The 26,057-nt window shown below is 69.4% G+C and carries 26 protein-coding genes and 1 riboswitch; of the genes, 12 read left to right on the top strand and 14 right to left on the bottom strand.

From position 1 onward, the window contains the following. A partial coding sequence (locus E1218_RS23465) for a hypothetical protein (protein WP_233712408.1) occupies positions 1–338 on the top strand: 338 nt, incomplete at its 5' end. Between the two features lie 339 nt (positions 339–677). On the opposite strand, the gene helR is transcribed toward E1218_RS23465, so the two are convergent. The 4 genes from helR to E1218_RS23445 form a co-directional block, all read right to left on the bottom strand. Beyond that, positions 678–2,849 carry an RNA polymerase recycling motor ATPase HelR gene (gene helR, locus E1218_RS23460; RefSeq protein WP_233712407.1) on the bottom strand — a complete coding sequence of 724 codons (2,172 nt, stop codon included), beginning with the start codon at positions 2,847–2,849 and terminating at the stop codon, positions 678–680. Beyond that, entirely contained in the window at positions 2,846–3,181 is a 336-nt protein-coding gene (locus tag E1218_RS36710) for a hypothetical protein (protein ID WP_132323646.1), read from the bottom strand. Before E1218_RS36710 ends, helR begins: the two co-directional genes overlap by 4 nt. 198 nt (positions 3,182–3,379) lie before the next feature. Beyond that, the gene (locus E1218_RS23450) at positions 3,380–4,477 is read right to left on the bottom strand and encodes a serine hydrolase domain-containing protein (protein ID WP_132323644.1); all 1,098 of its coding nucleotides are present in this window, start codon (positions 4,475–4,477) and stop codon (positions 3,380–3,382) included. A 156-nt stretch (positions 4,478–4,633) separates the two neighbouring features. Next, positions 4,634–6,058: an MFS transporter gene (locus E1218_RS23445; RefSeq protein ID WP_132323642.1), complete on the bottom strand. Its 1,425-nt coding sequence runs from the start codon at positions 6,056–6,058 to the stop codon at positions 4,634–4,636. Between the two features lie 92 nt (positions 6,059–6,150). On the opposite strand from E1218_RS23445, the gene E1218_RS23440 reads away from it, so the two are divergent. The 4 genes from E1218_RS23440 to E1218_RS23430 are packed head-to-tail and all read left to right on the top strand — an operon-like array spanning position 6,151 to position 7,548. Next, positions 6,151–6,822 (top strand): TetR/AcrR family transcriptional regulator, encoded by a 672-nt coding sequence (locus E1218_RS23440; protein ID WP_233712406.1) that lies wholly within the window; start codon positions 6,151–6,153, stop codon positions 6,820–6,822. After that, positions 6,823–7,140 (top strand): hypothetical protein, encoded by a 318-nt coding sequence (locus E1218_RS23435; protein WP_202866152.1) that lies wholly within the window; start codon positions 6,823–6,825, stop codon positions 7,138–7,140. Beyond that, complete coding sequence (locus tag E1218_RS36705) at positions 7,137–7,310, top strand: hypothetical protein (protein ID WP_202866151.1); 174 nt, start codon at positions 7,137–7,139, stop codon at positions 7,308–7,310. Before E1218_RS23435 ends, E1218_RS36705 begins: the two co-directional genes overlap by 4 nt. A 52-nt stretch (positions 7,311–7,362) precedes the next feature. Then, positions 7,363–7,548 carry a YegP family protein gene (locus tag E1218_RS23430; RefSeq protein ID WP_132323638.1) on the top strand — a complete coding sequence of 62 codons (186 nt, stop codon included), beginning with the start codon at positions 7,363–7,365 and terminating at the stop codon, positions 7,546–7,548. A 50-nt stretch (positions 7,549–7,598) separates the two neighbouring features. On the opposite strand, the gene E1218_RS23425 is transcribed toward E1218_RS23430, so the two are convergent. Continuing rightward, positions 7,599–7,961, bottom strand: coding sequence for a YciI family protein (locus tag E1218_RS23425; protein ID WP_132323636.1), 363 nt, complete (start codon positions 7,959–7,961; stop codon positions 7,599–7,601). A gap of 222 nt (positions 7,962–8,183) precedes the next feature. Here E1218_RS23425 and E1218_RS23420 point away from each other — a divergent pair, with 222 nt between their 5' ends. Together E1218_RS23420 and E1218_RS23415 are read left to right on the top strand one after the other, a co-directional pair. Continuing rightward, positions 8,184–9,146, top strand: a complete 963-nt coding sequence (locus E1218_RS23420) for a pyridoxal-phosphate dependent enzyme (RefSeq protein WP_132323634.1) — start codon at positions 8,184–8,186, stop codon at positions 9,144–9,146. 294 nt (positions 9,147–9,440) lie between these two features. After that, positions 9,441–9,606, top strand: a riboswitch (cyclic di-AMP (ydaO/yuaA leader). Positions 9,607–9,608: 2 nt separating this feature from the next. Further along, the gene (locus tag E1218_RS23415) at positions 9,609–10,478 is read left to right on the top strand and encodes a C40 family peptidase (protein ID WP_132323632.1); all 870 of its coding nucleotides are present in this window, start codon (positions 9,609–9,611) and stop codon (positions 10,476–10,478) included. Positions 10,479–10,596: 118 nt separating this feature from the next. Here the strand turns inward: E1218_RS23415 and E1218_RS23410 are convergent, their stop codons facing one another. Further along, positions 10,597–11,250, bottom strand: coding sequence for a response regulator (locus E1218_RS23410; RefSeq protein WP_132323630.1), 654 nt, complete (start codon positions 11,248–11,250; stop codon positions 10,597–10,599). After that, entirely contained in the window at positions 11,247–12,434 is a 1,188-nt protein-coding gene (locus E1218_RS23405) for a sensor histidine kinase (RefSeq protein WP_132323628.1), read from the bottom strand. The genes E1218_RS23410 and E1218_RS23405 overlap by 4 nt, the downstream gene beginning before the upstream one ends. Before the next feature lie 143 nt (positions 12,435–12,577). On the opposite strand from E1218_RS23405, the gene E1218_RS23400 reads away from it, so the two are divergent. The 3 genes from E1218_RS23400 to E1218_RS23390 all read left to right on the top strand — a co-directional run bounded on the left by E1218_RS23400 (position 12,578) and on the right by E1218_RS23390 (position 14,691). After that, complete coding sequence (locus E1218_RS23400) at positions 12,578–13,465, top strand: ABC transporter ATP-binding protein (protein ID WP_132323626.1); 888 nt, start codon at positions 12,578–12,580, stop codon at positions 13,463–13,465. Between the two features lie 29 nt (positions 13,466–13,494). Continuing rightward, positions 13,495–14,301 carry an ABC transporter permease gene (locus E1218_RS23395; RefSeq protein ID WP_132323624.1) on the top strand — a complete coding sequence of 269 codons (807 nt, stop codon included), beginning with the start codon at positions 13,495–13,497 and terminating at the stop codon, positions 14,299–14,301. 204 nt (positions 14,302–14,505) lie between these two features. After that, positions 14,506–14,691, top strand: coding sequence for a DUF3073 domain-containing protein (locus E1218_RS23390; RefSeq protein WP_132323622.1), 186 nt, complete (start codon positions 14,506–14,508; stop codon positions 14,689–14,691). Positions 14,692–14,873: 182 nt separating this feature from the next. On the opposite strand, the gene purM is transcribed toward E1218_RS23390, so the two are convergent. Together purM and purF are read right to left on the bottom strand one after the other, a co-directional pair. Continuing rightward, a complete protein-coding gene (purM, locus tag E1218_RS23385; RefSeq protein ID WP_132323620.1) occupies positions 14,874–15,956 on the bottom strand; it encodes a phosphoribosylformylglycinamidine cyclo-ligase in 1,083 nt (360 codons plus the stop codon). Between the two features lie 43 nt (positions 15,957–15,999). Further along, positions 16,000–17,562, bottom strand: coding sequence for an amidophosphoribosyltransferase (gene purF, locus E1218_RS23380; RefSeq protein WP_132323618.1), 1,563 nt, complete (start codon positions 17,560–17,562; stop codon positions 16,000–16,002). A gap of 280 nt (positions 17,563–17,842) precedes the next feature. Between purF and E1218_RS23375 the strand changes: the two genes are divergently transcribed. Next, positions 17,843–18,826 (top strand): helix-turn-helix transcriptional regulator, encoded by a 984-nt coding sequence (locus tag E1218_RS23375; protein WP_233712405.1) that lies wholly within the window; start codon positions 17,843–17,845, stop codon positions 18,824–18,826. Positions 18,827–19,018: 192 nt separating this feature from the next. Here E1218_RS23375 and E1218_RS23370 read toward each other — a convergent pair whose 3' ends face one another. From E1218_RS23370 to E1218_RS23355, 4 genes are read right to left on the bottom strand one after another with little or no spacing between them, the layout of a single operon-like run. Then, complete coding sequence (locus tag E1218_RS23370) at positions 19,019–20,389, bottom strand: NAD(P)(+) transhydrogenase (Re/Si-specific) subunit beta (RefSeq protein WP_132323616.1); 1,371 nt, start codon at positions 20,387–20,389, stop codon at positions 19,019–19,021. After that, on the bottom strand, positions 20,386–20,691 hold the full coding sequence (locus E1218_RS23365) for an NAD(P) transhydrogenase subunit alpha (protein WP_132323614.1): 306 nt from the start codon (positions 20,689–20,691) through the stop codon (positions 20,386–20,388). The genes E1218_RS23370 and E1218_RS23365 overlap by 4 nt, the downstream gene beginning before the upstream one ends. After that, a complete protein-coding gene (locus E1218_RS23360) occupies positions 20,688–21,812 on the bottom strand; it encodes an NAD(P) transhydrogenase subunit alpha (protein ID WP_132323612.1) in 1,125 nt (374 codons plus the stop codon). The genes E1218_RS23365 and E1218_RS23360 overlap by 4 nt, the downstream gene beginning before the upstream one ends. Positions 21,813–21,855: 43 nt before the next feature. Then, positions 21,856–23,190 (bottom strand): dipeptidase, encoded by a 1,335-nt coding sequence (locus E1218_RS23355; protein WP_132323610.1) that lies wholly within the window; start codon positions 23,188–23,190, stop codon positions 21,856–21,858. Positions 23,191–23,310: 120 nt separating this feature from the next. On the opposite strand from E1218_RS23355, the gene E1218_RS23350 reads away from it, so the two are divergent. Beyond that, a complete protein-coding gene (locus tag E1218_RS23350) occupies positions 23,311–24,252 on the top strand; it encodes a hypothetical protein (RefSeq protein ID WP_132323608.1) in 942 nt (313 codons plus the stop codon). Here the strand turns inward: E1218_RS23350 and E1218_RS23345 are convergent. Then, a complete protein-coding gene (locus E1218_RS23345; RefSeq protein ID WP_132323606.1) occupies positions 24,249–25,682 on the bottom strand; it encodes a serine/threonine-protein kinase in 1,434 nt (477 codons plus the stop codon). The two genes, E1218_RS23350 and E1218_RS23345, sit on opposite strands and share 4 nt — an antisense overlap. Between the last annotated feature and the right edge of the window lie 375 nt (positions 25,683–26,057).

The raw sequence follows: 26,057 nt of genomic DNA, 5'->3' as shown, positions 1-26,057 counted from the left end.
GGCGGGAAACGGGCTCGGGTGGGGGCTTGAGGTCGATGGTGGAAATTGCGATGACGACGATCGGTCTCGACAAGCCCTCGGCGGTGAAGGACCAGGCCGGGACTGCGATGGGGCCGCGCCTGGTTTTGACATCGGCGGTGTCCAGGGAAGCAGCGGTGATCAACAGGCTGCAGGACGGGATGCCTCGGCAATCGGTGCGGGTGGTCCATCACCGGTGTCAGTGCGGCGTGGGCGTCGAGGACGGTCATCTGATGGCTCGAGCCGTCGCGGAAGGCGAGGTTGGTCGTGCCGCCGGATCCGCGGTTGACGCCTGGGGCGATGGTGACGTCGCCGGATAGCCAGGCGATTTCTGGCCCACGGTGTCGAACGCGAGGCCGGGCGTACGGGAGGAGCGCAGGAAGATGCCTCGGGGAGCTTCAGGAATGCCCGGCGGCTCGGACGACGTCGGCCACAACGCGCGCACGTTCGGCGAAGACCGGAGGAGGCGATGGAACTGACGAGAGCACAGAGCTGGGATCGCCGCTCGCTTCGGAACTTGGCCTGCCGCAGCCGAGAGCGCGAGGCAGGCCAGAAGCGCGGTCGAGCCGAGGTAGGCGCAGGACTTCGCGCCTCGGCTGACACCGGTCAACCGAGGCGCGAAACGCACGCCGCCCGTCCTCATGCGGCCGAGTATCCGATTACTGCGGTGAGGTGGCCAGCGGTGTGTCCGTGAGAATGGCCAGTTGCTGGGTAGTTCGGGTAATGGCTACGTAGTGGTCGACGGGGCTGAAACTTTGCGGGTTGACGAGGATCACCAGGTCGAACTCCAGCCCCTTGGTCAACTCGGGCGGGAGGCTTCGGACTCGCGGGGTCCCCGGGTACGTCGGGTCGCCGATGACGCAGGCGATTCCGTCCGAATTGTTCACGAGCCAGTTGTCGACAATCGACGACAACTCGGACGTGGAGCCGTGGTGGACGGGAAGGCCGATGGTGCGGATCGAGGTGGGGACGTTGGCGTCGGGGAGTACGGCGCGGATGACTGGTTCGGCCTCGGCCATGACCTCTTCCGGGGTGCGGTAGTTGATGGTCAGCGAGGCGAGGCCGATGCGGTCGAGGCCGACGCGCTCGAGCCGCTCCTGCCAGGTTTCCGTGAAGCACTGGCGGGCCTGGGCGCGGTCGCCGACGATGGTGAAGCTGCGCGACGGGCAGCGGAGCAGCAGCATCTGCCACTCAGCGTCGGTCAGTTCCTGGGCTTCGTCCACGACGATGTGGGCGAACGGGCCGGCGAGCAGGTCCGGGTCGGCGGTCGGCAGGGCGCTGTCGTCGACCAGGGCGTCGTGGAAGTCCTCGCCGCGGAGCATCGTCACCAGGCCGCCGGCGTACTCGTCGTCGCCGGCCTCGATCAGATTGTCGACAACCTGATCCATCCGCTCCCGCTCAGCCGCAGCCGCCGCCTGCTGCCTGCGCTTGCGGCGGGAGGCTTCCGGGTCGCCGAGCCGCAGCCGGGCCGCGTCCAGGAGCGGCAGGTCGGACACGGTCCAGGCCTCGGGGTCCGGACGCTGCAGCTTCTTGACCTCGTCAGGCGCGAGCCAGGGCGCACACATGCGCAGGTACGCCGGGACCGTCCACAGGTCGCCGACGAGATCGGTCGGCTCGATCAGCGGCCAGGCCTTGTTGAAGGTGTCGACGAGTTCTTCGTTCTGCACAAGGGATCTGCGCAGCATCTCGTCCGAGACGTCGTCGTCCTCGTACTCCTCCGCGTGCTTGTCCATCAGGATCGTCAACAACTCTTCCCAGACCAGGTCGCGCGCCTCGTTGTGCGGCGTACCCGGGTCCGCGGCGCCGAACGCCTCGGCCCAGTCGGCGGCGCTGAGCCAGATCTCGGACCAGTGCGTCTCGACCACCATCGGCTTGGCCGGCGGCTCCTCGTACAGCCTCACGGCCGGCTCGATCGCGCCGGCCATCGCCGCGGACGACTTCAGCCGGGCCACCTCCGGATCGGCTTCCGGCGTCGCCGAGGCCCCTTCCGGCAGCAGATCCCGCAGAGTGCACGTCTGCACGCCGTCCTCGCCGAGGCTGGGAAGTACGTCGGAGACGTACGCCAGGTAAGGCTGATGCGGGCCGACGAACAATACGCCGCCTCGCCGGTGACCGAGCCGCGGATCGGAGTACAGCAGGTACGCCGTCCGGTGCAGAGCGACCACGGTCTTCCCCGTACCGGGACCACCGTCGACGACCAGGGCACCGCGCGATCCAGCGCGGATGATGGCGTCCTGGTCGGCCTGGATGGTGCCGAGTACGTCGCGCATCCGCTCGGACCGGTTGCTGCCGAGGCTCGCGATGAAGGCGGACTGGTCGTCGAGTGAAGCGGCGTACCCTTCGAGACCGTCCGGGGTGAACACCTCGTCCCAGTAGTCGCTGATCCGGCCGCGGGTCCAGCGGTACCGGCGACGGCTCGCGAGTCCCATCGGGTTCGCGTGGGTCGCGCCGAAGAACGGCTCGGCGGCGGGCGAACGCCAGTCGATCAGGAGCCGCCGCCCGGTGCTGTCGGTGAGGCCGAGGCGCCCGACGTACACCGGCTCCTTGCCGTCCGCGCCGACCATGTGGCCGAGGCAGAGGTCGAGACCGAAACGCTTCAGCGCGCGCAGCCGGGACGTCAGCCGGTGGATCTCCAGGTCGCGGTCGAGCGCCGCCTGGCCGGTGCCGCCGGGTGCCTTGCGGGTGGAGTCGAGGCGGCCGGCCAGGTCGGCGATCGACTGCTCGAGGCTCTCCGCGATCGCGGCGAAGTGCTTCTCGTCACCGGCGATCAGCGCCGGATCGTCCTTGGCGGCCAGGTTGTCGGGAAGGTTGAAGGCACTGGTGGTCATCATCGGCAACTCCCTTCGAGCAGCAGCCTCGCGGCGACCGCTGCTGCATCGGTGCGGACCATGCCGGCCGCGTCGGTCGCAGCCCGCATCGGCATGCGGCCGAAGCCGACAGCGACCGGTGCTGCCCCAGCCTCTAGAAACGCTTCCAGCTCGGAGGCGTGCGGGCGTTCGTCCTTGGTCCATGCCCCGGTCTGTACGACGCCGCCGTACGACGGCTCTGGCCACGGGACGAGGATCGGGTCGGTGGCCAGCCGCTCCGAGAACTCCTCGTCCGGCGGGGCAAAGACCCGCACCTCCGCCCCGCGCGCCCGCGACGCCGTCGTGGGATCCACCAAGGGTTCAACGAAATCCCCGGGTGACCCGTATGTCGACAACAAAACCCGCATTCTCAAGCGACTCTCAATTCGTCGATTCCTGCCTACGGCCGACGATTGTGCGCCACCAACTGGGCCTTGCGGCAAGTCCCCCCATGCGCTATAAGTTAGACATGGCAAGGAGATCTCTCTCCTTGCCTTTTCTTTTTGCCGTCGTCCTCAGGAGCAGAGGGCCTCGTCGAGGAAGCGCCCGATGTAGTCGTCGGTGTCGCCGTCGAAGTCGGGGGTCAGGGCAACCGAGACCTGGTGGCGGGCGTCCGGCGTGGAGAACGACCAGGAGTGATAGGTCAGGGCGTCACCGTCGTTGCCGTAGGCACGCAGACCGCAGGGGGTGTCCCGCCAGGTCAAGCCGAGACCGTAGCGGCCACCCGGCACGCCCGGCTTTTTCATCTCGGCGAGGAGGTGTGGCCGGAGCAGGCGGCCGGTGAGGAGTGCGGTCAGGAATCTGTTGAGGTCGGCGGTGGTGGTGATCAGCTCACCGCCGGCACCGAAGACCGACGGGTTCATCTCAGTGAAATCGATGAGGTTGTCGCCGGACTCGTCAGCGGGGATGTAGCCGCGGGGGTGCGGACCACGGATGCGCGGGGACGTTCCCGGCATCTCGGTGCCCGCGAGGTGCAACGGCCGGATCACACGGCGCTCGACCTCGTCGGCGTACGACTCTCCGGTGATCTCCTCGATGATCTCGCCGAGGAGGATGTAGTTGGTGTTCGAGTAGTCGAAGATTTCGCCCGGAGTTCGGTGGACCGGCGGCTCGGCGACGGCGCGCCGGATCTGTTCGGCAGCGGTCCAGGTCCGCCAACGATTGGCGAAGAATTCCGGCGACGGCGGCATGGGCAGCGTCTTCTGGTAGTCGGCCAGACCGCTGGTGTGGTTGAGCAAATGGCGCACAGTGATGTTCTGGCCGTTCGGTACGACGCCCGGCAGCCACTTCTCCACCGGGTCGTCGAGCCGGAGCTCACCGGCGCCGACGAGTTGCAGTACGACGGTGGCCACGAACGTCTTGGTGATACTCCCGGCCCGGAACCGGCCGTTGACCGGGACGGCGCGCGTCGTACCCCACTCGGCGGTCCCGCTGGTGCCACGCCAGACGCGATGCCCGTCGCGCACCTCCGCCAGTCCACCCACCGCGCTCGCGGCCACGACCCGGTCCAACTGCGTCTGCAATCCGAAGGGCCCAGGACCGGCCACAGCCGGCGCCGCGATCACCGCCCCCAGGGCCGCACCAGCTACCACTATCCGAAGCACTCGCTTCATCCCCAGCCTCCTGTCGAGTCAGGAGCAAGTTTTCCGAAGTCGCCCCGGCAATGGATCGGGGAACGCCCCCCGCTCACCCGGAAACGCCCGTGGGGGAAGACCTTGAGCGGTGCCGGGTGAGCGGGCATTTCGTTGTGGTAGGCAAGAAGCCGGTGCTCAGGCGGCGGCGGTGACTTCGGCGAGCTGCTCGGAGGTGGGCTGGAGCTGCGGCGACGCCAGGGTGAGGATCACGTTCGCCACCGCGAAGAGGGCCGCTACCAGGAGACCTCGTTCGTAGCCGGAGACGAGGGCGTGTTCCTGGGTGGCGCCGCGGGCCAGCTCGTGCGTGGTGTGGGTGATCGACAGCGTCGTGACGATCGCCAGGCCGAGCGCACCACCCACTTGGTACATCGCATTGACCACACCGGACGCCGCACCGGCCTCAGCCTGCTGGACCTCGGAAACCGCAGTGATCTGACCAGGTACGCCGACGCCGAGGATGCCGAAGCCGAACACGATCAGTCCCGGCAGCAGCTCAGCCACATAGCTTCCAGTCGCGTCAGCTTGTGAGAGCAGCAACAGCCCGGTCACACTCAACACAGCGCCCGCGAGCTGCACGGTGCGCGTGCCAACGCGCTGCACCAGCTGGGAAGCCAGCATCGCGCCGACGATCGCTGCACCACCCATAGGCAGGAAGTGCACACCCGCCTCAAGCGCACTGTCCCCGCGCACCTGCTGCAGGTAGATGGCAGTCAGGAAGAACATCGACAGGAATGCAGCACCGTTCAACGCAAGCGAACCGCTCGAAACACTCAACGCACGCGACCGGAACAGCCGCAGCGGTACCAGTGGAGCCGCCGACCGACGCTCCACCACCACAAAGGCAGCCAGCAGGACCACCGCGGCAGCCAGTACGCCGACAACCTCAGCGGATCCCCACCCGGACGGCTCCGACCGCACCACGCCGTACACGACCGCCATCAGCCCGGCCGTCGCGAGTACAGCGCCAAGAGTGTCGAACGTACGACGACCCACGGCGTGCCGGACATCGGGAACGAACACCGGGATCGCTGCGACCAGCGCGAGCACGATCGGCACGTTGACGAAGAAGATCCACTGCCAACTGAGCGAATCGACCAGTACGCCGCCGACGACCACACCGAGCGTGCCGCCGAGACCGGCAAGGCCACCCCACACGCCCATCGCGATGTTCCGCTCCCGCCCGTGCGCGAACGTCATCGTCAGGATCGCCAACGCCGCCGGGGACAGCAGCGCCCCACCAAGACCCTGTACGGCGCGCGCACCGATGAGGAACTCGGGCGAGGAGGACAGCCCGGCCACCAGCGAGGTGACACCGAACAGCAGCAGCCCGGCCACGAAAACCCGGCGTGGTCCGAGCAGGTCGGCCATCCGGCCGCCGAGCAGCAGGAAGCCGCCGAAGAGCAGGGTGTAGGCGTTGATCACCCACTGCAGGGAGTCGGCGGAGAAGTCCAGGTCCGCCTGGATGTGCGGCAGCGCGACGTTCACGATCGTCACGTCCAGCACCACGATGAACTGCGCGAGAGCCAGCACCGCCAGGGTGGCCCAGGGACTGCGTCGCATGCTTACCTCACCACGAAGTAGTAGTCTACGCTGTATGTATACGCTGTATGCGTACGCAGTACACGCTAAGTCTACGGTGTAAACTTGTCAACGTGATCAGCAAAGAACCCGCTCGCCGGCTGGATCCGGACAAGGTCGTCGACAGCGCGCTCGCGATCGCGGACGAGGAGGGACCGGCCGCGGTCACCCTCCGCCGGCTGGCCGGTCAGCACGAGGTGACGCCGATGGCGCTGTACCGGCACTTCAAGGACAAGGACGACCTGCTCGCCGCGCTCGGCGACCGGCTGCTGACGGACGTCGTCCTGCCGGAGCCGACCGACGAGCCGTGGGATCGCCAGTTGCACGAGGTGCTGACGGCGTTCGTCACCGCGCTCCGCGGGCATCCGCGACTGGCGGACCTCACGCTGACCCGCATCCTGGTGGCCGAGCCCGGTCTGGTGATGGCCGAGCGGACGATGGAACTGCTGACCGAGGGCGGATTCTCCGTCGACGACGCGGCCGAGGTCGGCCGGCAGGCGATCTGTTCGCTGATCACGCTGGTGACCAACGACCCGATCGCCCGGGAGGCGAGCGACCCGGTCACCCGAGAGGATTCTCTGCGGAGGAAGCGAGCCTCCCTGGCTTCCTTGCCCCCGCGGAAGTACCCGCTGGTCACGGCGGCCGCGGACACACTGGTCTGCCCGACCTCCACCGACCGGTACTACACCCTCGGCATCGATCTCGTGGTCGCCGGCATCTGCGGCGTACTGGAGGAGGAGAAGTAGTTGGCACTCAGCGTTCTGACGTACCTGGAGCAGCACAGCCCGGACGACATCGTCCCCGCGCGGGAGCAGCCGATCGAGATCAGACGGGTCGGGGAGGTCTCACCGGAGTTCGCCCGCTACCTCTACACCGCGGTCGGCGGCGACTGGCACCGGATCGGCAAGCTCGGCTGGAACTGGGACCAGTGGGTCGCGTGGCTGAGCCGCCCCGGCTTCGAGACGTACGTGCCGTGGGTCGGCGGGGTGCCGGCCGGGTACGTCGCCTTGCGCGGGGTCGGCAGCGAGGTCGAGATCGAGAACTTCGGCCTGCTCAAGGCGTGAACACGAACACCCTCGACGGGCCGGCCACACTGGTGAACTACCAGGAACGCGGCCTGAAGCCGTACAAGACGGTGGAGGAGGAACGTCCCGACGCCGACGGGCCGGCGCTCGGTCCGTGGCCGGGCTGGTCCGGCCCGCCCGGCGTGGTGCGTGAGGTCCCGGCGGGTTGACCGGGCTACGCTCCGGAACGGAGTGACTACCGATCAGCGGGAGGTATCGCGGATGGCGGGGAAGTTCGAGCTGTACAAGGACAAGTCGGGGGAGTTCAGATTCCGGCTGAAGGCCGGGAACGGCGAGGTGATCGCGACCAGCAGCGAGAGCTACGGCACCAGAGCCGGCGCGCTGAACGGAATCGAGTCGATCAAGAAGAACGCCGCCGAAGCGAACGTCGACGACCAGACCGACTGAAACCCAGTGGGACAAGGGGCCTCGCCGTGACCGGCGAGACCCCTTCGTCCTCAGAGCCCGTCTTCGAAGACCACCGGCCGGACCTCGACACCGAGACCTTCGATGGCCGCGTCCGGGATCATCGCGGCCAGCTCGTGCGCCCGTTCCGCCGAGGCCACGTCGACCACGTAGAAGCCGCCCAGGAACTCCTTCGCCTCCACGAACGGCCCGTCCGTCACCGCCGGTACGCCGTCGCGGACCTTGACCACGGCGGACTCCGACGGCTGGCCCAGCGCGAGGGTGCTGTGGAACTCTCCCGACTCCTTGGTGGCCGCCAGGAACTTCTGGTGGCCGGCGCCGATCGCCTGCTGCTCCTCCTCGGTCAGCGCGGCCAGCACGTCCGGGTTGATGTTCAGAACCAAGAGGTACTTCACGGTGTTTCTCCTCTGTCCGCGGCCCCCGGCCGGGAGCCTCTCGTCCCTGAGTACGGAGCCGGCGCCGCCATCTTGACATCGCCTCAGCAGATAGCGTCGGCACATGACGGTATCGATGCCACGCCTCCGGCGCGGCGGGTCGTGGGGCCGGAACTCCCGGTCTTCCCTCGTCGCTCCGGCACCTTCGCTCCCTCCGCTCCCCAGTCCAGGCCGGGAGGCCCCATGCCCGGGTTGAGTCTCACAGATGTCAGGTCCGCCGCCGAACGGATCTCCGGGATCGCCCACCGGACGCCGGTGCTGACGTCGCGAACCTTGGACGAGCGGGTCGGAGCGCGGGTCTTCCTCAAGGCGGAGAACCTGCAGCGGATCGGCGCGTTCAAGTTCCGTGGCGCGTACAACGCGGTCAGCCGGCTGTCGTCCGACCAGCTCCGGTACGGCGTCGCGGCGTACTCGTCGGGCAATCACGCGCAGGCCGTCGCGCTGGCCGCGCGGCTCGCGGGGACGAAGGCGGTCATCCTGATGCCGGCGGACGCACCGCCGACGAAGGTCGCCGCCACCCGCGGATACGGCGCCGAGGTCCTCACGTACGACCGTTACGCGCAGGACCGGGCCGCCCTCGCGGAGGAGTTGGCGAGCGAACGCGGGCTGACGCTGATCCCGCCGTACGAGCACTACGACGTGATGGCCGGGCAAGGGACGGTCGCGCTGGAACTGATCGAGGAGACCGGGCCGCTGGACGCGCTGCTGGTCCCGATCGGCGGTGGCGGACTGATGGCCGGCTGCGCGACCGCCGCGACCGCACTGTCACCGGGGATCCGGATGATCGGGGTCGAGCCGGACGCGGGTGACGACCATGCGCGGTCGCTGGCCAAGGGCGAACGGGTGGAGATCGACGTACCGCGAACGATCGCGGACGGGCAGGCGATCCCGACGCCGGGCGAGCTGACGTTCGCGGTGAACCGGCGACTGGTGGACAGTGTCGAACTGGTCGCCGACGACGAGATCCTGGCGGCGATGACGTTCGCGTTCGAGCGACTCAAGATCGTCCTCGAACCGAGCGGGGCGAGCGCGCTCGCGGCGTTGCTGGCCGGCCGGATCCCGTCGCTTCCGGAGCGCGTCGGCGTCGTGCTGTCGGGCGGGAACGTCGGCCTGGACCGCTTCCTCGAGCTGCTCGGAGATAGCTGAATGCGCAAGGACCTGAGGGTGCCCTGAGTACGCACTGTGCTCGTTGTCACAGACAGCCACCACAACGTGTGACCGGGATCACATTCAAACGCTGATTTGCCGCCTGAGCCCCGCTCAGACGCGCTCAGGACACCTGGTGTTCACCCCAGATCCCTGAGCCGTCAGGGAGGCATCCACGGCCGTCCCGGAGGCTTTCTGGCGATTCGAGGGTTTGCGTCGTGATCCTTCTGTTATACAGTCGTCGTCGGTTCGGTAAATACGACGAACCGCACAGGTGTACACGCCGAGCCCTGCCAGGCACCTGTGCTCCCCTCGAAAACCATGGCAGGGGTGGGGGACCCAGGAGGTTGGGTCTCGACCGTGAGTGGTCGGAACCCTGGGGTGAAGTCCGCGGGAGCGGACCGGGCGATGAATCCCAGCCCGAACCCGACAGCTAACTCCGCAGGCGTCGGGAGACCAACCATGCCCGTCACTGCCCGACGGACGTCGCTGTCGCGCGCCGTCAGCCAGACCAGCGAGCTCAGTCCCCGGTCCACCGACCGGACGCTCGCCAAGCACCGCAAGCCCACCAAGCCCGTGACCCCTCGGGCCGCGGCCACTGTCCTCTCGGTGGGCCTCGCGGTCGGCGGCGGAGCCGCCATCACCCTCACTGCCCCGCCGGCCACCGCCTCGGCGGCGACCACGTCGGCGTCGGCAACCACCACCTTGCCGCGCGGTTACTGGACCGTCGCCAGCCGGCCGCTGCTCCGGTTCCGCGACAAGGGCCCGACCGTCAAGTACGTGCAGAAGGCCCTGCGCCTCGGCCCGGACGGCTACTTCGGCACCAGCACCGTTCGCGTGCTGAAGAAGTTCCAGTCCTCCTGGGGTCTGCGTCCGACCGGCTACATGGACAAGTTGACCTGGGGCCGGCTGACCTGGGCCGCCAAGCACAAGGTGCTCTACGGTAAGGGCAGCGCCGGCAGCAGCTCGAGCGGCACGACCACGTTCCGCGCCAAGGTCCTGCGCGAGGCGGCGAAGCTGAAGGGCACGCCGTACCGCTACGGCGGAACGACGCCGCGGGGCTTCGACTGCTCCGGCTACACCGGCTACGTGTACAAGAAGGCCGGCAAGAAGCTGCCGCGTACGTCGCGTGCGCAGTACAGCGCGACCAAGCACATCAGCCGCAAGTCCGCGAAGCCGGGTGACCTCGTCTTCTTCAAGAGCGGTGGCGGCGGCGTGTACCACGTCGGCATCTTTGCCGGTGGCAACATGCTGTGGCACTCCTCGAAGCCGGGTGTCCCGGTGCGGAAGGCGAAGATCTGGACCAAGAGCGTGGCCTTCGGCCGCGTCTGAGTCCGACCGTCAGCATCCCCTCCCCCAGGGATCGCTGACCTGAAACCGGTCGCGGGCCGTCGCCCCCCACCCCTCCGACGGCCCCGACCGGTTTCCTATCGGGCGGGTCAGAAACGCCCTAGTCCAGCAGGCCGGCGTCGTGGGCGAGGATGGCGACCTGGACGCGGTTGGTGGCGTCCAGCTTCACCAGCACCCGGGAGACGTGCGCCTTCACGGTCGCCTCGCTCATGTACAAGGTCTTGCCGATGTCGGCGTTCGACAGCCCGCGGCCGACCGCGGTCAGCACCTCGCGCTCGCGGTCGGTGAGCGCACCGAGCCGCTTCCGTGCCTGCCGCTGCCGGTCCGACCGGGAGTCCGCCGCGAAGTGACCGATCAGCCGCCGGGTCACCGCCGGCGACAGCATCGCGTCCCCGGCCGCGACCACCTTCACCGCCTGCACCAGCTCGCGCGGCGGAGTGTCCTTCAGCAGGAAGCCGCTGGCCCCGGCCTGCAGCGCCCGGAACACGTAGTCATCCAGGTCGAACGTCGTCAGCACCACGACCTTCGGTGGATCCGGAAGCGCCTGCACCTCGCGGGTCGCCGCGAGCCCGTCGAGCCGCGGCATCCGGATGTCCATCAGGACGACGTCCGGTCGGTGCTTCACCACCATCGCCGCGGCGTCGGCGCCGTCCTCGGCCTCGGCGACCACCTCGAGGTCGTCGTCCGACTCCAGGATCATCTTCAGCCCGGCCCGGACCAGTGCCTCGTCGTCCACGATCAGCAGCCGCGTCATCGTTCCCCTTCGTCCGCACCTGACTCGACGTTGTCCCGGCCGTCCGGCCAGGGCAGCCAGGCTTCCACCTGCCAGCCGCCTTCCCTGGTCGGCCCGGTCGACAGCCGGCCGCCGGCCAGCTGCACGCGCTCCCGCAGGCCGACCAGACCAGCACCGGCACCAGGCAGCAGTGACTCGGCAGCCACCGGCCGCACGTTCGTCACCCTGACCGTGACACCGTCTCCACGGCCGCCGCGCACGACCACGTCGGTCGATGCACCGCGGGCGTGTTTGTGCACGTTGGTCAGCGACTCCTGCACCACGCGGTAGACCGTCCGCCCGACCGCCACCGGTACGTCGTCCGGCAGCGAGAACTCGCCCGTCACCGCGACCCCCGCGTCCCGGGACGCCTCGACCAGCCGGTCGAGGTCCGAGGCCCGCGGCACCGGCGTCAGGTCGGCCCCGTCGACGCTCAGGTCGGAACGCAGTACGCCGAGCACCTCGCGCAGGTCCTCCATCGCCTGCCGCGCGGTCTCCCGGATCAGCCGGGCCGAGCCCTCCACCTTCTCCGGGCCGACCGCCGGGTTCACCTCCAGACCGCCGGCGTGCAGGGCGATCAGCGACACCTTGTGCGCGAGCACGTCGTGCATCTCCTGGGCGATCCGGGCGCGCTCGCCCAGCCGGGCCTGCTCACCGCGCAACTCGCGCTCCGCCTCGGCCCGCTCGGCCCGGTCCCGCAGCGACACCATCAGGTCCCGGCGGGCGCCGACGTACGCGCCGATCGCGATCCAGGTCCCGATCAGGAACGGCGCGGTGAAGACCGAGACCCAGAACTCGCCTTCGCCGTACCAGGAGTTGAGGACGTAGGCGACGTACGCGCCGGCGCCGAGGATGCCCAGGACCAGGTCGCGGCGGCGGATCGCGAGTGTCAGCAGGGCCAGCCCCATCGGCACGAACACGCCGGCCGTCAGCATCGCGGCGATGCCGATGACGGTGACGGTCGCCGGGAACCGCCGGCGCCAGAACAGTGCCACCGAGGCCACCGTGCCCGCGCCCAGGACGTACCAGCCCCGGATCCCCCAGCCGCCGGCACCGGAGGCGGCCTGGAGGACGATCGTCAGCAGGCTGAAGCCGACGTACAGCACGTCGCGCAGGCGCGCGGCATGCCTGACCCACCAGGCGTACCACCGGCGCATCCGTCGCATTCTGTCAGCGTAGTTGCGCGGCAGCGGACTTCTCGTCACCCGATCGGGTGGGATCAGGGTCGGTCCCCGACGACTTTCGTAGGGGGTGATCGCAGCCGCTCGTCCGATGTGCGGGCAGGGGTGCGAACGGTTGACTCGACGCCATGATCACCGTCGAGAACCTGACCAAGCGGTACGGCAGCACCACGGCTGTCCACGATGTCTCCTTCACCGTCCAGCCGGGCAGCATCACCGGCTTCCTCGGCCCGAACGGCGCCGGCAAGTCGACCACGCTGCGCATGCTGACCGGGCTCACGCCGCCCACCTCCGGCACCGCGACGATCACCGGCAAGCGGTACGCCGACCTGCCCAACCCGGGCCGGGTGGTCGGGGTCATGCTCGACGCGGCGGCGCAGCACCCGGGCCGGACCGGCCGGGAGACGCTGCTGCTCAACGCGAGCCTGCTGGGCGTCCCGAAGGGCCGGGTCGAGGAGATGCTCGCGGCCGTCGGGCTCAGCCACGCGGCGAAGCGCCGGGTCGGGCAGTACTCGCTCGGGATGCGGCAACGGCTCGGGATCGCCAGTGCACTGCTCGGCGACCCCGCCGTCCTGATCCTCGACGAGCCCGCCAATGGCATGGACCCGGAGGGCATCCGGTGGATGCGCGGCCTGCTGCAGGACTTCGCCTCCCGCGGCGGCACGGTGATCCTGTCGAGCCACCTGCTCGGCGAGGTGCAGGCGACGGTCGACCGCCTGGTCGTCATCGGCGGCGGCCGGATCGTTGCCAACGGCTCGCTCGACGAATTGCTGGCCGGAAGCGGCACGTTCGTCCGCGGTCTCGACCCGATCGGCCTGGACCAGGCCCTGACCGCGGCCGGCCTGAACCTCGAGCCGCTGCCGGACGGCGCGCTGCGGGTCGACGGCACCGCGGAGCGAGTCGGCCGGGCCGCCGCGGCCGCCGGCCAGATCCTGCTCGAACTCCGCCAGAGCGACGGGGCCGGCCTGGAGGACCTGTTCTTCCAGCTGACCACCCCGGTCGCCGAAGCCGCCTGATCACCCACCACTTCCTGGAGCACACCACCATGACCACCGTTACCGACATCGCCACCTCGGCCCCGGCCAAGCACCGGGCCGAGGTGGCGACCGCACTGCCGCCCGCGCGCGGACAGACCTTCCTGAAACTCGTCGCTCTCGAGCTCCGCAAGGCCGTGAACACCCGTAGCGGCCGGGTCTTGATCGCCGCGATCCTGCTGCTCGCGGTGATCGCGATCGGCTGGCAGCTCACCCACCTGCCGCAGGGGCCGGCCGGCTTCGACGGCTTCCTCGGTGCCGCGTCCACGAGCGTCCTCCTTCTGCTGCCGGTGATCGGGGTAATGGCGATGACGAGCGAGTGGACCCAGCGGACCGCGCTGACCACGTTCACGCTGTCGCCGCGCCGGGTCCGGGTGCAGCTGGCCAAGTTCGTCTCCGCGATCGTGCTCAGCGTCGTGGTGATGTCCGTGGTCGTCGCCCTCGCCTTCGCCGGGACCGCGCTCGCCGGTGCCGTCACCGGCCACCCGGCGTCGTACGTCGCGGTCGGCGGGCAGCTGGCCGGGGCCTACCTGACGGTCGCGCTGAACGTGGTCATGGGTGCCGCCTTCGGGGCCGTGATCGCCCAGACCGCGGTAGCGCTCCTGGTCTACTTCATCGCCCCGACCGCCTGGTCGCTGGCCGGGCCGAGGCTGTTCAAGGACAACGCGAACTGGCTGGACGTCTTCGGCGCCTTCGGCCGGATCGCGGAGCGTGACCTGCACGGGATGCTGCCGGAGACGCTGACCTCGATCGGGGTCTGGATCGTCCTGCCGACCATCGTGGGACTGTGGGCAAGCTCACGTCGCGAGGTCAAGTAGCGGCCACCGACACGGCGAAGCGGGCCGGTTCCAGGGACCGGACCGCCTCGTCCGGCCGTGTGATCGGACCTCTCGAGGGCCGGTCAGGGGGCCGGTGCGTGTGTCGATCCCAAGCTCCGGGTATCCTAGAAACACGATTACTGACGACTGATCCGTGGGCGCCACGCTGCGTACCCGGTTGACTTGTGCGAGGGGGTCGACGCTATGGGGCGCGGCCGTGCAAAGGCCAAGCAGACGAAGGTCGCACGCGACCTGAAGTACCGCACCTGGGACACCGACTTGGATCAGCTCAAGCGCGAGCTGTCCGGTGACCAAGGTGGCGACCGTTCTGTGAACGGCGAGAACGACGGCGACGACTACGACGCCGACGACTACCACCCCCGTCGGTAAGCAACAGCTCGGCTGACCTGCTCAGCGCCCTCACGGGTTGCTGAGCAGTTAGTCGCGCGTCCGACGAGCTTCACCACACCAGCAGTAGCCGTAGCGGTCCCGCCTGCCCTCAACGGCCGGCGGGACCTGCCCGGTACACCCTGGCCGGCCCGCTGAGCGGCCCGGTCTGCTCGGGGTCGTGCCTACTTGGCGTAGGTGCCTTCGAGGGTCACGGTGCCGCCGGGAGTCTGGGTGACCTCACCGCAGACCCAGGCCGGGATGTCCCGCGCCGCCAGCGCGGCGATCGCGCGGTCGGCCGCCGACGGGTCCAGGACGGCGACCATGCCGGCCCCCATGTTCAGCGTCTTCTCCAGCTCGGGCAGCTTGACGTCCCCGAGCAGCCCGACCAGACCGAAGATCGGCGCCGGCGTCCAGGTGGAGCGGTCGATCCGGACCGACAGCTCGTCCGGAATCACCCGGGCCAGGTTGGCGGCGAACCCGCCTCCGGTGATGTGCGACATCGCGTGCAGCGGCTTGGCGTCGTCGTCAGGCTCGCCGTTCAGCTCCTGGATCAGTTCCAGGCAGTGCTTGGCGTAGACCCGGGTGGGCGTCAGCAGCACCTCGCCCAGCGTGGCGCCGAGCTCCGGCACCTCACGGTCCAGCGACCACTTCGCCCGGTCGAAGAACACGTGCCGGACCAGGGAGTACCCGTTCGAGTGCAGACCCGACGAGCCCATCGCGACGACCACGTCACCGGGCCGGACCCGCTCCGCGCCGAGCACCTCGTCGGCCTCGACCACGCCGGTGGACGCGCCGGCGACGTCGTACTCGTCCGGATCCAACAGGCCCGGGTGCTCCGCGGTCTCGCCGCCGACGAGCGCCGTACCGGCCTCGACACAGGCCTCGGCGATGCCCTTGACGATCTGAGCGATCGTCTCCGGGACCACCTTGCCGGTGCAGATGTAGTCGGTCATGAACAGCGGCTCGGCGCCGCAGACGACCAGGTCGTCGACGACCATCCCGACCAGGTCGAACCCGATCGTGTCGTGCTTGTCCAGCCGCTGGGCGATCGCGACCTTGGTGCCGATGCCGTCGGTCGAGGTCGCCAGCAGCGGCCGCCGGTACGACGTCAGGGCGGTCGCGTCGAACAACCCGGCGAACCCGCCGAGCCCGCCGACCACCTCGGGACGGGTCGCCTTCGCCACCCACTCCTTCATCAGCTCGACGGCCCGGTCCCCGGCCTCGATGTCGACTCCGGCGGCGGCGTAGCTCGCCCCTTCGCTCACGTTCTTCTCCTCGGTACGGCGTACGCCCGGTGCGGACGGCCCGCTACGGACGGCTGAGTGCGTCGGCGGCGCCGGCACCACCGGACACGGTGGCCAGCCCGTCGATGTCGGTGGCCACCGGGAGCTCCAGCAGGTGCTTGCCGAGCTGCTCCGGGTCCGGCAGCTCGACCGGGTAGACCCCGTCGAAGCAGGCGCGGCAGAGACGTTCCTTGGGCACCGTGGTGGACTCGACCAGCGCGTCCAGGCTGATGTAGCCGAGCGAATCGGCGCCGAGCGAGCGGCAGATCTCCTCGGTGTTCAGGCCGTTGGCGATCAGCTCGGCCCGGCTGGCGAAGTCGATGCCGTAGAAACACGGCCACTTCACCGGCGGCGCCGTGATCCGGACGTGGATCTCCTTGGCGCCGGCCTCGCGGAGCATCCGGATCACCGCCCGCTGGGTGTTGCCGCGGACGATGGTGTCGTCGACCACGACCAGCCGTTTGCCCTCGATCACCTCGCGCAGCGGGTTCAGCTTGAGCCGGATGCCGAGCTGGCGGATCGTCTGGCTGGGCTGGATGAAGGTCCGGCCGACGTACGCGTTCTTGACCAGGCCGGAACCGTACGGGATACCGGACTCCTCGGCGTACCCGATCGCGCCCGGTACGCCGGACTCCGGGGTGGCGATCACCAGGTCGGCCTCGGCCGGGTGCTCGCGGGCGAGCCGGCGGCCGATCTCGACCCGGGTGGAGTGGATCCGCTGCCCGGAGATCTGGGTGTCCGGGCGGGCCAGATAGACGAACTCGAACAGGCAGCCCTTCGGGTCCGGCTCGGCGAACCGGGTCGAGCGCAGGCCGTCGGCGTCGATCGCGACGATCTCCCCCGGCTCGATCTCGCGGATGAACGAGGCGCCGACGATGTCCAGGGCCGCGGTCTCGCTGGCGGCCACCCAGCCGCGCTCGAGCCGGCCCAGCACCAGCGGGCGGATGCCCTGTGGGTCGCGGGCGGCGTACAGCGTGTTCTCGTCCATGAAGATGAGGCTGAAGGCGCCCTTGACCTTCGGCAGGATCCGGGCCGCCGCCTGCTCGATGGTCAGGTCCGGGTAGCCGGCCAGCATCGAGGTGAGGATGTCGGTGTCGGAGGAGGCGCTGTGCTTGGCGTTCGCCTTGGCGTGCTCGACCTCGACGTCCAGGCCGAGATCCAGGTCACCGCCGCCGTTCAGGCTGGCCGCGAGTTCGCCGGTGTTCGTCAGGTTGCCGTTGTGACCGAGTGCGATCGACCCGGTCGCGGTGGACCGGAACGTCGGCTGGGCGTTCGCCCAGACGCTCGACCCGGTCGTCGAGTACCGGCAGTGCCCGATCGCGATGTGTCCGCGCAGCGAGGCCAGAGTCGCCTCGTCGAACGCCTGGCTGACCAGCCCCATGTCCTTGTAGACGAGGATCTGGCTGCCGTTGCTGACCGCAATGCCAGCCGACTCCTGCCCGCGGTGTTGCAGAGCGTAGAGCCCGAAATAGGTGAGTTTGGCGACCTCTTCCCCCGGTGCCCAGACCCCGAAGACGCCACAGGCGTCCTGCGGTCCGAGATCCTGCGGGTCAAGATCATGGGTGAGCCGACCATCGCCACGAGCCACACGAGCAGTCTACGGGACGCCGGCCGGCCCTCCGGCCACCACGGACCTGGGTGGGACTACCAGCAGGTCATCCCGTGGCACCCCGGTCCCGCGCCCACGGCGGCCGCCGTCCCTGTCATCGGCGCGGCCGTCAGGAGCAGAACCGCGACCCCGACTACTGTCAGCAGCTTCTTGATCACCGTTCGTCCCTTCAGAAATAATCCGAAACCATCAATTGAGTGCTCTTTGTCGACGCACTCTGTATATGGTCGGTTCCGACAAGTTCTGGAGGAGAAGGATCGTGCTCGAGCCGCTGGGGGTGGACGAAGCCACCTTTGCGGTCTATCACGCCCTTCTCAGCCACCCAGACAGTACGCCGGAGCAGATTGCAGCGCTAGTAAATCGTTCGGTGACCGAGGTCCACGACCTGCTGGACGAGCTCCGCCGGCTCGAGTTGCTGGTCCCCACCTGGACCAACCCGGAGTCGGAGCACGCGGTCCACCCGCGGGTCGGGCTGACCGGGCTGGCCGAGCGCCGGCGCACCGAGCTGAACAAGATGCTCGGCGAGCTCAAGGAGGCCGAGGCGTCGGCCGAGGTGGTCGCGGAGCAGTACAACGAACTCCTCACCGCCCGCAGCAGCGGTGACGTCGAGGTGCTCAAGGGCCGGGCGAACGCCTCCCGCCGGATCGAGGAGCTCGCACTGAAGGCCCGGGAGACGTTCTGGGGCCTGGTGCCGGCGCACATCGACGACACGATCCAGCAGGTGGACCGCTCGCCGGACTTCACCCTGCTCGAGCGCGGCCTGAAGATGCGGACCGTCTACCTGCAGAGCATGACCTCGTCGAAGCAGGCACTGGAGTACGCCGCCACCATGCACCGGCTCGGCGGCGAGGTGCGGGCCACCCCGACGCTGCCGATGCGGCTGCTGATCTTCGACCAGGAGATCGCCATCATGCCGATGGACCCGGAGAACCCGACCGCCGGGGCGGTGATCCACCGGACCCCGGCCGTGGTCTCGGTCGCGCTGGCGCTCTTCGACGCCTACTGGTCGCGGGCGGTGGAGATGTTCGCCCCCGAGGACCGCGACGAGAACACGCCGCTCACACCCCACGAGGCCGAAGTACTGCGTTTGCTCGCGGGCGGCGCGAAAGACGAACAGGTCGCCCGTTTGCTCGGTATTTCCCTGCGCACCGCCCGGCGAATTACCGCGAACCTTTCCGAACGGCTGGACGCGGCCAGCCGGTTCGAATTGGGTGTGGCCGCCGCCAAACGCGGCTGGGTCTGAGCCGACAATTCCGGAGTCGCATTTCTCCGGTCATTCGGTACGCCCGGATTCCTGCCTCCACAGGGATTGTGGCGACCACATCCGGTCTGGACCACGGCCGCCGCACCCGGCAGGAAGGTGCCAATCGCTTGCCAGCGGGGCGCCCAGCGTGCTTTAGTTCGCGCCTTTCGCCATTGACAACGTAATCTGCGGTCAGACCGTCTTCAGCGCGCCCAGGAGTTTGGTCAGCGACTCCCTCGCGTCACCGAACAGCAGCGTCGTTCGGGGGTCGTAGAGCAGTTCGTTCTCGATCCCGGCGAAACCGGGACGCATCGACCGCTTGAGGAAGATGACCCGCTGGGCCTCGTCGGCGTTCAGGATCGGCATCCCGTAGATCGGCGCGCTCGGGGTGTTCCGGGCGGCCGGGTTGACCACGTCGTTGGCGCCGACGACCAGGACGACGTCGGTGGACTTGAAGTCGCCGTTGATGTCGTCCATCTCCCGCAGCTGCTCGTACGGCACCTGCGCCTCGGCGAGCAGCACGTTCATGTGGCCCGGCATCCGGCCGGCGACCGGGTGGATGGCGTAGTCGACCTTCACGCCGCGGCTCTGCAGCTCCTCGACCAGGTCCCGGAGAGTGTGCTGCGCCTGGGCGACCGCGAGGCCGTACCCGGGCACGATGATGACCTTGTTGGCGTACCCGAGCAGGATCGCCACGTCCTCGGCGCCGCCGGAGATGACCGGCCGCTCGGACGCCGTACCGCCGCCGAGGGTCGAGCCGCCGCGGATCGCGCCGAAGAGGATGTTGAAGACCGAGCGGCCCATCGCGTCGGCCATCAGCTTCGTCAGCAACGTACCGGCCGCACCGACCAGCGTGCCGGCCACCAGCAGCAGGGTGTTGCCGAGCACGTAGCCGCCGGCCGCGACGGTCAGGCCGGTGAACGCGTTCAGCAGCGAGATGACGATCGGCACGTCGGCGCCGCCGACCGGGAGAACCAGCATCACGCCGACCGCGAGACCGGCCAGGCAGAGCAGGACGCCGACCCAGACCCGCGGGTCGGAGACCAGCCAGCCGGCCAGCGCGATGCCGCCGAGGACCGCGGCGACGAAGAGCACCGGAAGACCGGGGAAGACCACCGGCCGGGTCGTCATCAGCTCCTGCAGCTTGGCGAACGTCACGATCGAGCCGGAGAAGCTGATCGCGCCGACCAGGACGGTGAACGCGGTCGCGAGCGCGGCCACGGTCTCGCCCGCGTGCACGTCGCCGAGCTCCATCAGCGCGACCAGGGCGGCCGCGCCGCCACCCACACCGTTGAAGAGGGCAACGAGCTGCGGCATGTGCGTCATCTGCACCCGGCGGGAGCCGATCACGCCGCCGACCGCACCGATGCCCAGGGCGATCAGGATCGGCACCAGGTTGTCCGGCTTGTAGGCGACGAAGGTGATCACCACCGCGAGCACCGCGCCGGCCGCGCCGAGCGCGTTCCCGGCCCGGGCCGACTTCGGCGACGACAGCGCCTTCAGCGCGACGATGAAGCAGACCGCGGCGACCAGATACCCGATCTGCGCCCAGGTGGGGATCACTTCTGCAGCTCCTTCTTGCGTGCCCCCGGACCCTTGAACATCTCCAGCATCCGGTCGGTGACCACGAACCCGCCGACCATGTTCACGGTCGCCAGGACGACGGCCAGCAGCCCGACGACCACCACGAGCATGGACTCGGCCTGGCCGGTGACGATGATGGCGCCGACCAGGATGACGCCGTGGATCGCGTTCGCCCCGGACATCAGCGGCGTGTGCAAGGTCGCGGAGACCTTGCTGATCACCTCGACACCGACGAACGCCGCCAGCACGAAGATCGTCAGCAGCGCGATGGACTCGGTCACGGCTGCGCTCCTTCCAGGAGCTCTCGGGTCGGCTGGTGCAGGACGCTGCCGTCGTGGGTGACGCAGCAGCCGCGGACGATCTCGTCGTCGAAGTCCGGGTCGAACGCCGCGTTGCGGGTCATCAGCCGGATCAGGTTGGTGATGTTCTGACCGTAGAGCCGGCTGGCCGGTCCGGCCATCTGGCTCGGCACGTTCGCACCGCCCCAGACCAGCGCGTCCCCGATGGTCAGCTCGGTCCCGGCGACCGAGCCCTCGACGTTGCCGCCCTGCTCGGAGGCGAGGTCGACGACGACGGACCCGGGCTTCATCTGCTCGACCATCGACCGCGACACCAGCATCGGCGCGGTCCGCCCGGGGACGGCGGCGGTGGTGATCAGGGCGTCCGCGGCCGCGACGTACGGGGTGAGCAGCTCGCGCTGCAGCTGCGCCCGCTCCGGCGTCATCTCGCGGGCGTAACCGCCCGGGCCGTCCAAGGTGCCGAGCTCGAGCTCGATCGGTACGGCGCCCAGCGACGCGATCTCCTCCGCGGCGGCGGTCCGGACGTCGTACGCCTTGACCACCGCGCCGAGGCGCTTGCAGGTCGCGATCGCCTGCAGGCCGGCCACGCCGGCGCCGAGGACGAGGACCTGCGCCGGCGGGACCGTGCCGGCTGCGGTCATGTTCAGCGGGAAGAACCGCGGCAGCCGTTCGGCCGCGACGATGGCCGCGCGGTACCCGGCGACCAGGGCCTGCGAGGACAGCGCGTCCATCGACTGGGCCCGGGAGATCCGCGGGATCAGCTCCATCGCGAACACGGTCAGCTTGGCCCGGGTGGCGGACCGGACCACGTCCGGCGGATTCGTCGGCAGGAACGACATCAGCGCCGTACCGGCGTGCAGCCGCTGCAGTCGCTCGCGCTCCAAGGGTTGCACCGACGTCACGATCGTGGCCGCGTGGTCGGCTCCCCAGGCAACCTCGGCGCCGGCGGCCCGGTACTGCTCGTCGGAGTACAGCGCCCGCTCGCCCGCGGCGGGTTCGACCGCCACCTCGTAGCCGAGCTCGATGAGTTTCGCGACTTGTTCCGGCACCAGCGCGACCCGGCGCTCGGCCGGTCTGGTCTCCCGTACGACTGCGATCTTCACTCGCCGAAACCTATGCCAAACCCTGGGTCGCCGGAAAGCCCGGTCACGGCTGGTCGGCCAGGTTCTGGAGGAGCAGGGCCTCGGCGAGGCAGACCCTGCGGAACTCGGCCAGGTGCAGGCCCTCGTCGATGCCGTGCGCGCGGGTGTCCGGATCCTCCACGCCGGTGACCAGGATCGAGGCCTGCGGGAAGGTCTGCTGGAACTCGGCGATGAACGGGATCGAGCCGCCCATGCCCATGTCGATCGGGTCGACACCCCACGCGGTCCGGAAAGCAGACCGGGCGGCTGCGTACCCGGCGCCGCGCGCATTGACGCTGCACGGCTGACCGGTCTGGCCCTCGGTGACGGTGACCTGGGCACCCCACGGCGCGTTCGCCTCGAGGTGGTCCCGCAACGCCGCACTCGCCTTGATCGCGTCGTCGCCCGGCGCGACCCGCAGGCTGACCTTCGCCCGCGCGACCGGCACCAACGTGTTGCTGGCCTCCGCCACCGACGGCGCGTCGATCCCCAGGACGGCGATCGACGGACGCGTCCACAGCCGGTCGACGAGCGAACCCGAGCCGGTCAGCCGGACCGAGTCCAGTACGCCGGACTCCGCGCGCAGCCGGTCCTCCGGGTACTCGACGTCCGCGGCCCGCGACGCGTGCAGGCCGTCCACGGCGACGTCACCCTTGTCGTCGTGCAAGGTGGCGAGCAGCCGGCACAAGGTCGACAGCGCGTCCGGAATCGGGCCGCCGAACAGGCCGGAGTGGACCGCGTGGGACAGGGTGCGGACCTCGACGTACGCCTCGACCAGGCCGCGCAGCGACACCGTCAGCGCCGGCCGGCCGATGTCCCAGTTGCCGGAGTCCGCGATCACGATCGCATCGGCGGCCAGTTCCTCGGAGTACTCGTCGAGCAGTTGCAGCAGGGTCGGCGAGCCGATCTCCTCCTCACCCTCGACGAACACCGTCACGCCCACCGGCAGGTCGTTGCCGAAGGCCCGTACGGCGGCCAGGTGGGCGGCGATCCCGGCCTTGTCGTCGGCCGCGCCCCGGCCGTACAACCGGTCGCCGCGCTCGGTCGGCTCGAACGGGTCCGAGGTCCACTGCTCGACCGCACCGGTCGGCTGGACGTCGTGGTGCGCGTACAGCAGCACCGTCGGCTTGCCGGCGGGCGCCGGCTTCTTCGCGATCACCGCGGGTGCGCCGTCGCCCGCACGGACGATCTTCACCGTGAACCCCTCGGCCGCGAACAGCGCCGCGGTCGCCTCGGCGGAGCGCTGGACGTCGGCCGCGCGGGCCGGTTCGTAGCTGACCGACGGGATCCGGATGAGGTCCTCGAGGTCGGCACGGACGCTGGGCAGAACGCGGTCGATCGCCGCGGACAGATCGGTCATGCGCCTACCGTACGGCGTCCGTTCGCGGCACCGACGCCCAGTTCACCCTCGCACGTTACTCATTGACGATCTACTCTGAAATTCTCGTAGGTTTCCGCCCCAACCTCAGAGGATCTCATCATGGCCAGACGTGCTTCCGCCCTCCTGACCGCCATCTTCACGACCGCCACGGTTCTCACTGCCGCACTGCCCGCAAGCGCCGCGATCAGCTGTGACAGCGCCACCAGCGGCGGCCCGACCTTCTATGACGGACCGTCGGCCTCCTACAAGTACGACGCCCGGTTCAGCAACAGCGCGAGCATCCCCAACCTGAGCACGCACACACCGCAAGGCGCCGGCACCTGGTACAACTGGGACGGCTCCGGCAAGAACCTGCTGCTGGTCGCCTCGTACCGCAGCGGCGCCAACTCGCAGATCTACGGCATCGACCCGTCCACCGGCTCCACCGTCGGAGTGGTCGCCATCGCCGAGTCGCACGTCGGCGGCATCACGGTCAGCAAGGGCTGGGCGTTCGTGTCCGGACAGGGCAGCAGCATCCGGAAGTACCGGCTGACGGCTCTGCGGGACGCGCTGAAGGCTGCGGGTACGCCGTACCTCGCGCAGGTCGGGACCGCGCGGGACGTCGCCGCGTCGTCGTTCATCGGCAGCTACGGAAACTCGTTGTTCTCCGGGTCGTTCAACGCGGACGGGCGCGGGGTCATGTACGAGTACAAGATCGCGGCCGATGGGACACTGACCACAGTCGCGGGGGCGTGGGAGGTGCCGACCAAGACCCAGGGTCTGACGGTGACCGCCAACCACTTCATCTACAGCACGTCGTACGGGCGCACCAACCGCAGCAACATCTATGTGGTCAAGCGCGGCCAGAAGGACCTGGACGCGGCGGCACTGAGCTGCTTCCGGGCACCGAGCATGACCGAGGGCATCACGGAGTACAACGGCACCGCGTACCTGGTCTACGAGTCCGCCTCACACCTCTACGGCTCCGACCCCGACACCCTCAACGTCATCCCCCGGCTCCACAAGGCCTCCATCACCAGCCTCACGTCGCTGGTGCCTTAGCCTCCTGGGGGAAGGTACGACGCCGAATCCAGCACGTTCTGGCGCTTGTCGGGGTTGTCGTCGCGAACCTGAACCTGGAGCAGCTTCCCGTCTGGATACTGGATGAACCGCTCGAGGACGGTGTGCGCCGTGTCGCAGGAATAGCGGAAGATGACAGCCGGCCGATCACCGATCGTCTGCTTCTCACCGGGTATCGCGTCGCAGCCGGGTGGAGGCGTGGTGGTCGTCGGAAGGGTCGATCCATCCATGACACCAACGTAGACACCATCGACGTCGGTGGCATGGCTCCAGTTCGCAGTGTCCGTGCTGACCAGCAGAGCAGGTCCGTCGACACGTTCGGCCTTCTGCGACCAGCCGCGCGGCACATCGACGGAGAGGCTCTGGTACTCGATCGTCGTGGGCATCATCTGGACCACTTCGTAACCGCCGTAGGCGCCGGCGGCGGCCAGCACGAGGGCGGCGAGGGCGGCGACCGTCCGGGAGCGGCCGCGGCCTGCGGGTGCGGCGACCGTGGGCTGGTTGGCGCCGGCCAACGCGGTGGCCTGGTCGACGTCGGCCGGTGGCGCGGCCGGGGTCGGCATCTCGGCGGCGGGCACCAGCACGGGCGGGATCTGGCCGGTGGTGTGTGCGTCGCGGAGCGCGTTGAGGAAGCTGTCGAGGTCCGGCCAGCGCTTGTCCCGGTCCGGCTCGAGGGCTCGCCGTACGACGACGTCGATCGCGTCCGGGACGTCCGCCCGGTGGGTCGTCATCGACGGCGGCGGCGCGTCGATCTGCATGACCGCGCCGAGGCTGGCCACGCCGTACGGTGCCTGGCCGGTGAAGGCGGCGTACGCGACCGCGCCGAGGGAGTAGAGGTCGGCGCGGTGGTCCAGGCGTTCACCGCGGACCTGCTCGGGAGCGACGTACGACGGGGTGCCGCCGGGCATCGTGATCCGGGAGACCTCGGCGAGCGACTTGCCGAGGCCCAGGTCGGACAGCATCGCGCGGTCGCCGGCCGGGTCGGAGCGGAACAGCACGTTCGCCGGTTTCACGTCCCGGTGCAGGACGCCGCGGCTGTGCAGGTGCTTGAGACCCCGGCCGACCTGGCTGATGATGCGCACCGCCTCGGCGATCTCCAGCGGCCCGGCCTTGATCCGGTCCGCGAGCGTGCCGCCGTCGGCGTACGTGAGCACCATGAACGGGCGGCCGTCGTCGGCCTCGCCGATGTCGTGCACGCCGACGACGTACAGCGAGTCGACCTTGCGCAGGAACCGCCCTTCCGCCAGGAACCGGCGCCGGACGTCGTGGTCCTCGATCCAGTTGTCGGACAGGATCTTGACCGCGACCTCGGCGTCCAACTGCTCGTCGCGCGCGAGCCAGACGGTCGCGAATCCCCCGGCACCCACCCGGCGGACCAGGGAGTACCGGCCGATCCGCGGTGGCTGGTCCATGGCGCAATTATGCTCGATCCGTCCTGCGACTCGTTCGCCGGAGCAACGGGTACGGCGTTTCGGGGCGAACAAACCGGGCCTTCGGGGCGTCACAACGGGGATGGACGAGGTACGCGTGACGAGCAGATGGCCGGTGGCGGCGGTGGCCGCGGTTGCGGCCGCTGCTGTCGTGGGTGGCAGACCCCAGGTCACCGGGGGCCGCGGTCCCGCTCGGCCGTGGTGGGATCCGCGGTCAGCCCCGGGCGGTGCGAACTGGCCACCTCTTCGCCCTCCGAGCCTCTGCTGCTCGGATCGTGAGTTAGGAGCCCGCTGATGCGGAACAACAACAGGCGCCTGGTCATCCTGGTCGCGTCAGTAGCAGTAGCCGCCGTGGCC

This window comes from Kribbella turkmenica, from assembly GCF_004348725.1.
Classification (GTDB): domain Bacteria; phylum Actinomycetota; class Actinomycetes; order Propionibacteriales; family Kribbellaceae; genus Kribbella; species Kribbella turkmenica.
Note: the sequence above shows the minus strand (reverse complement) of the source record. Positions and strands in the feature narration are given on the sequence as shown.

Excerpts from the sequence above, each read along its gene's own strand:
- E1218_RS23395 (WP_132323624.1), top strand. The coding sequence starts at position 13,495 with ATGACCACCGTTACCGACATCGCCACCTCGGCCCCGGCCAAGCACCGG.
- E1218_RS23355 (WP_132323610.1), bottom strand. The coding sequence starts at position 23,190 with ATGACCGATCTGTCCGCGGCGATCGACCGCGTTCTGCCCAGCGTCCGT.
- E1218_RS23390 (WP_132323622.1), top strand. The coding sequence starts at position 14,506 with ATGGGGCGCGGCCGTGCAAAGGCCAAGCAGACGAAGGTCGCACGCGAC.
- helR (WP_233712407.1), bottom strand. The coding sequence starts at position 2,849 with ATGATGACCACCAGTGCCTTCAACCTTCCCGACAACCTGGCCGCCAAG.
- E1218_RS23450 (WP_132323644.1), bottom strand. The coding sequence starts at position 4,477 with ATGAAGCGAGTGCTTCGGATAGTGGTAGCTGGTGCGGCCCTGGGGGCG.
- E1218_RS23415 (WP_132323632.1), top strand. The coding sequence starts at position 9,609 with ATGCCCGTCACTGCCCGACGGACGTCGCTGTCGCGCGCCGTCAGCCAG.
- E1218_RS23430 (WP_132323638.1), top strand. The coding sequence starts at position 7,363 with ATGGCGGGGAAGTTCGAGCTGTACAAGGACAAGTCGGGGGAGTTCAGA.
- E1218_RS23350 (WP_132323608.1), top strand. The coding sequence starts at position 23,311 with ATGGCCAGACGTGCTTCCGCCCTCCTGACCGCCATCTTCACGACCGCC.
- E1218_RS23410 (WP_132323630.1), bottom strand. The coding sequence starts at position 11,250 with ATGACGCGGCTGCTGATCGTGGACGACGAGGCACTGGTCCGGGCCGGG.
- E1218_RS23345 (WP_132323606.1), bottom strand. The coding sequence starts at position 25,682 with ATGGACCAGCCACCGCGGATCGGCCGGTACTCCCTGGTCCGCCGGGTG.
- E1218_RS23420 (WP_132323634.1), top strand. The coding sequence starts at position 8,184 with ATGCCCGGGTTGAGTCTCACAGATGTCAGGTCCGCCGCCGAACGGATC.
- E1218_RS23445 (WP_132323642.1), bottom strand. The coding sequence starts at position 6,058 with ATGCGACGCAGTCCCTGGGCCACCCTGGCGGTGCTGGCTCTCGCGCAG.
- E1218_RS23400 (WP_132323626.1), top strand. The coding sequence starts at position 12,578 with ATGATCACCGTCGAGAACCTGACCAAGCGGTACGGCAGCACCACGGCT.
- E1218_RS23405 (WP_132323628.1), bottom strand. The coding sequence starts at position 12,434 with ATGCGACGGATGCGCCGGTGGTACGCCTGGTGGGTCAGGCATGCCGCG.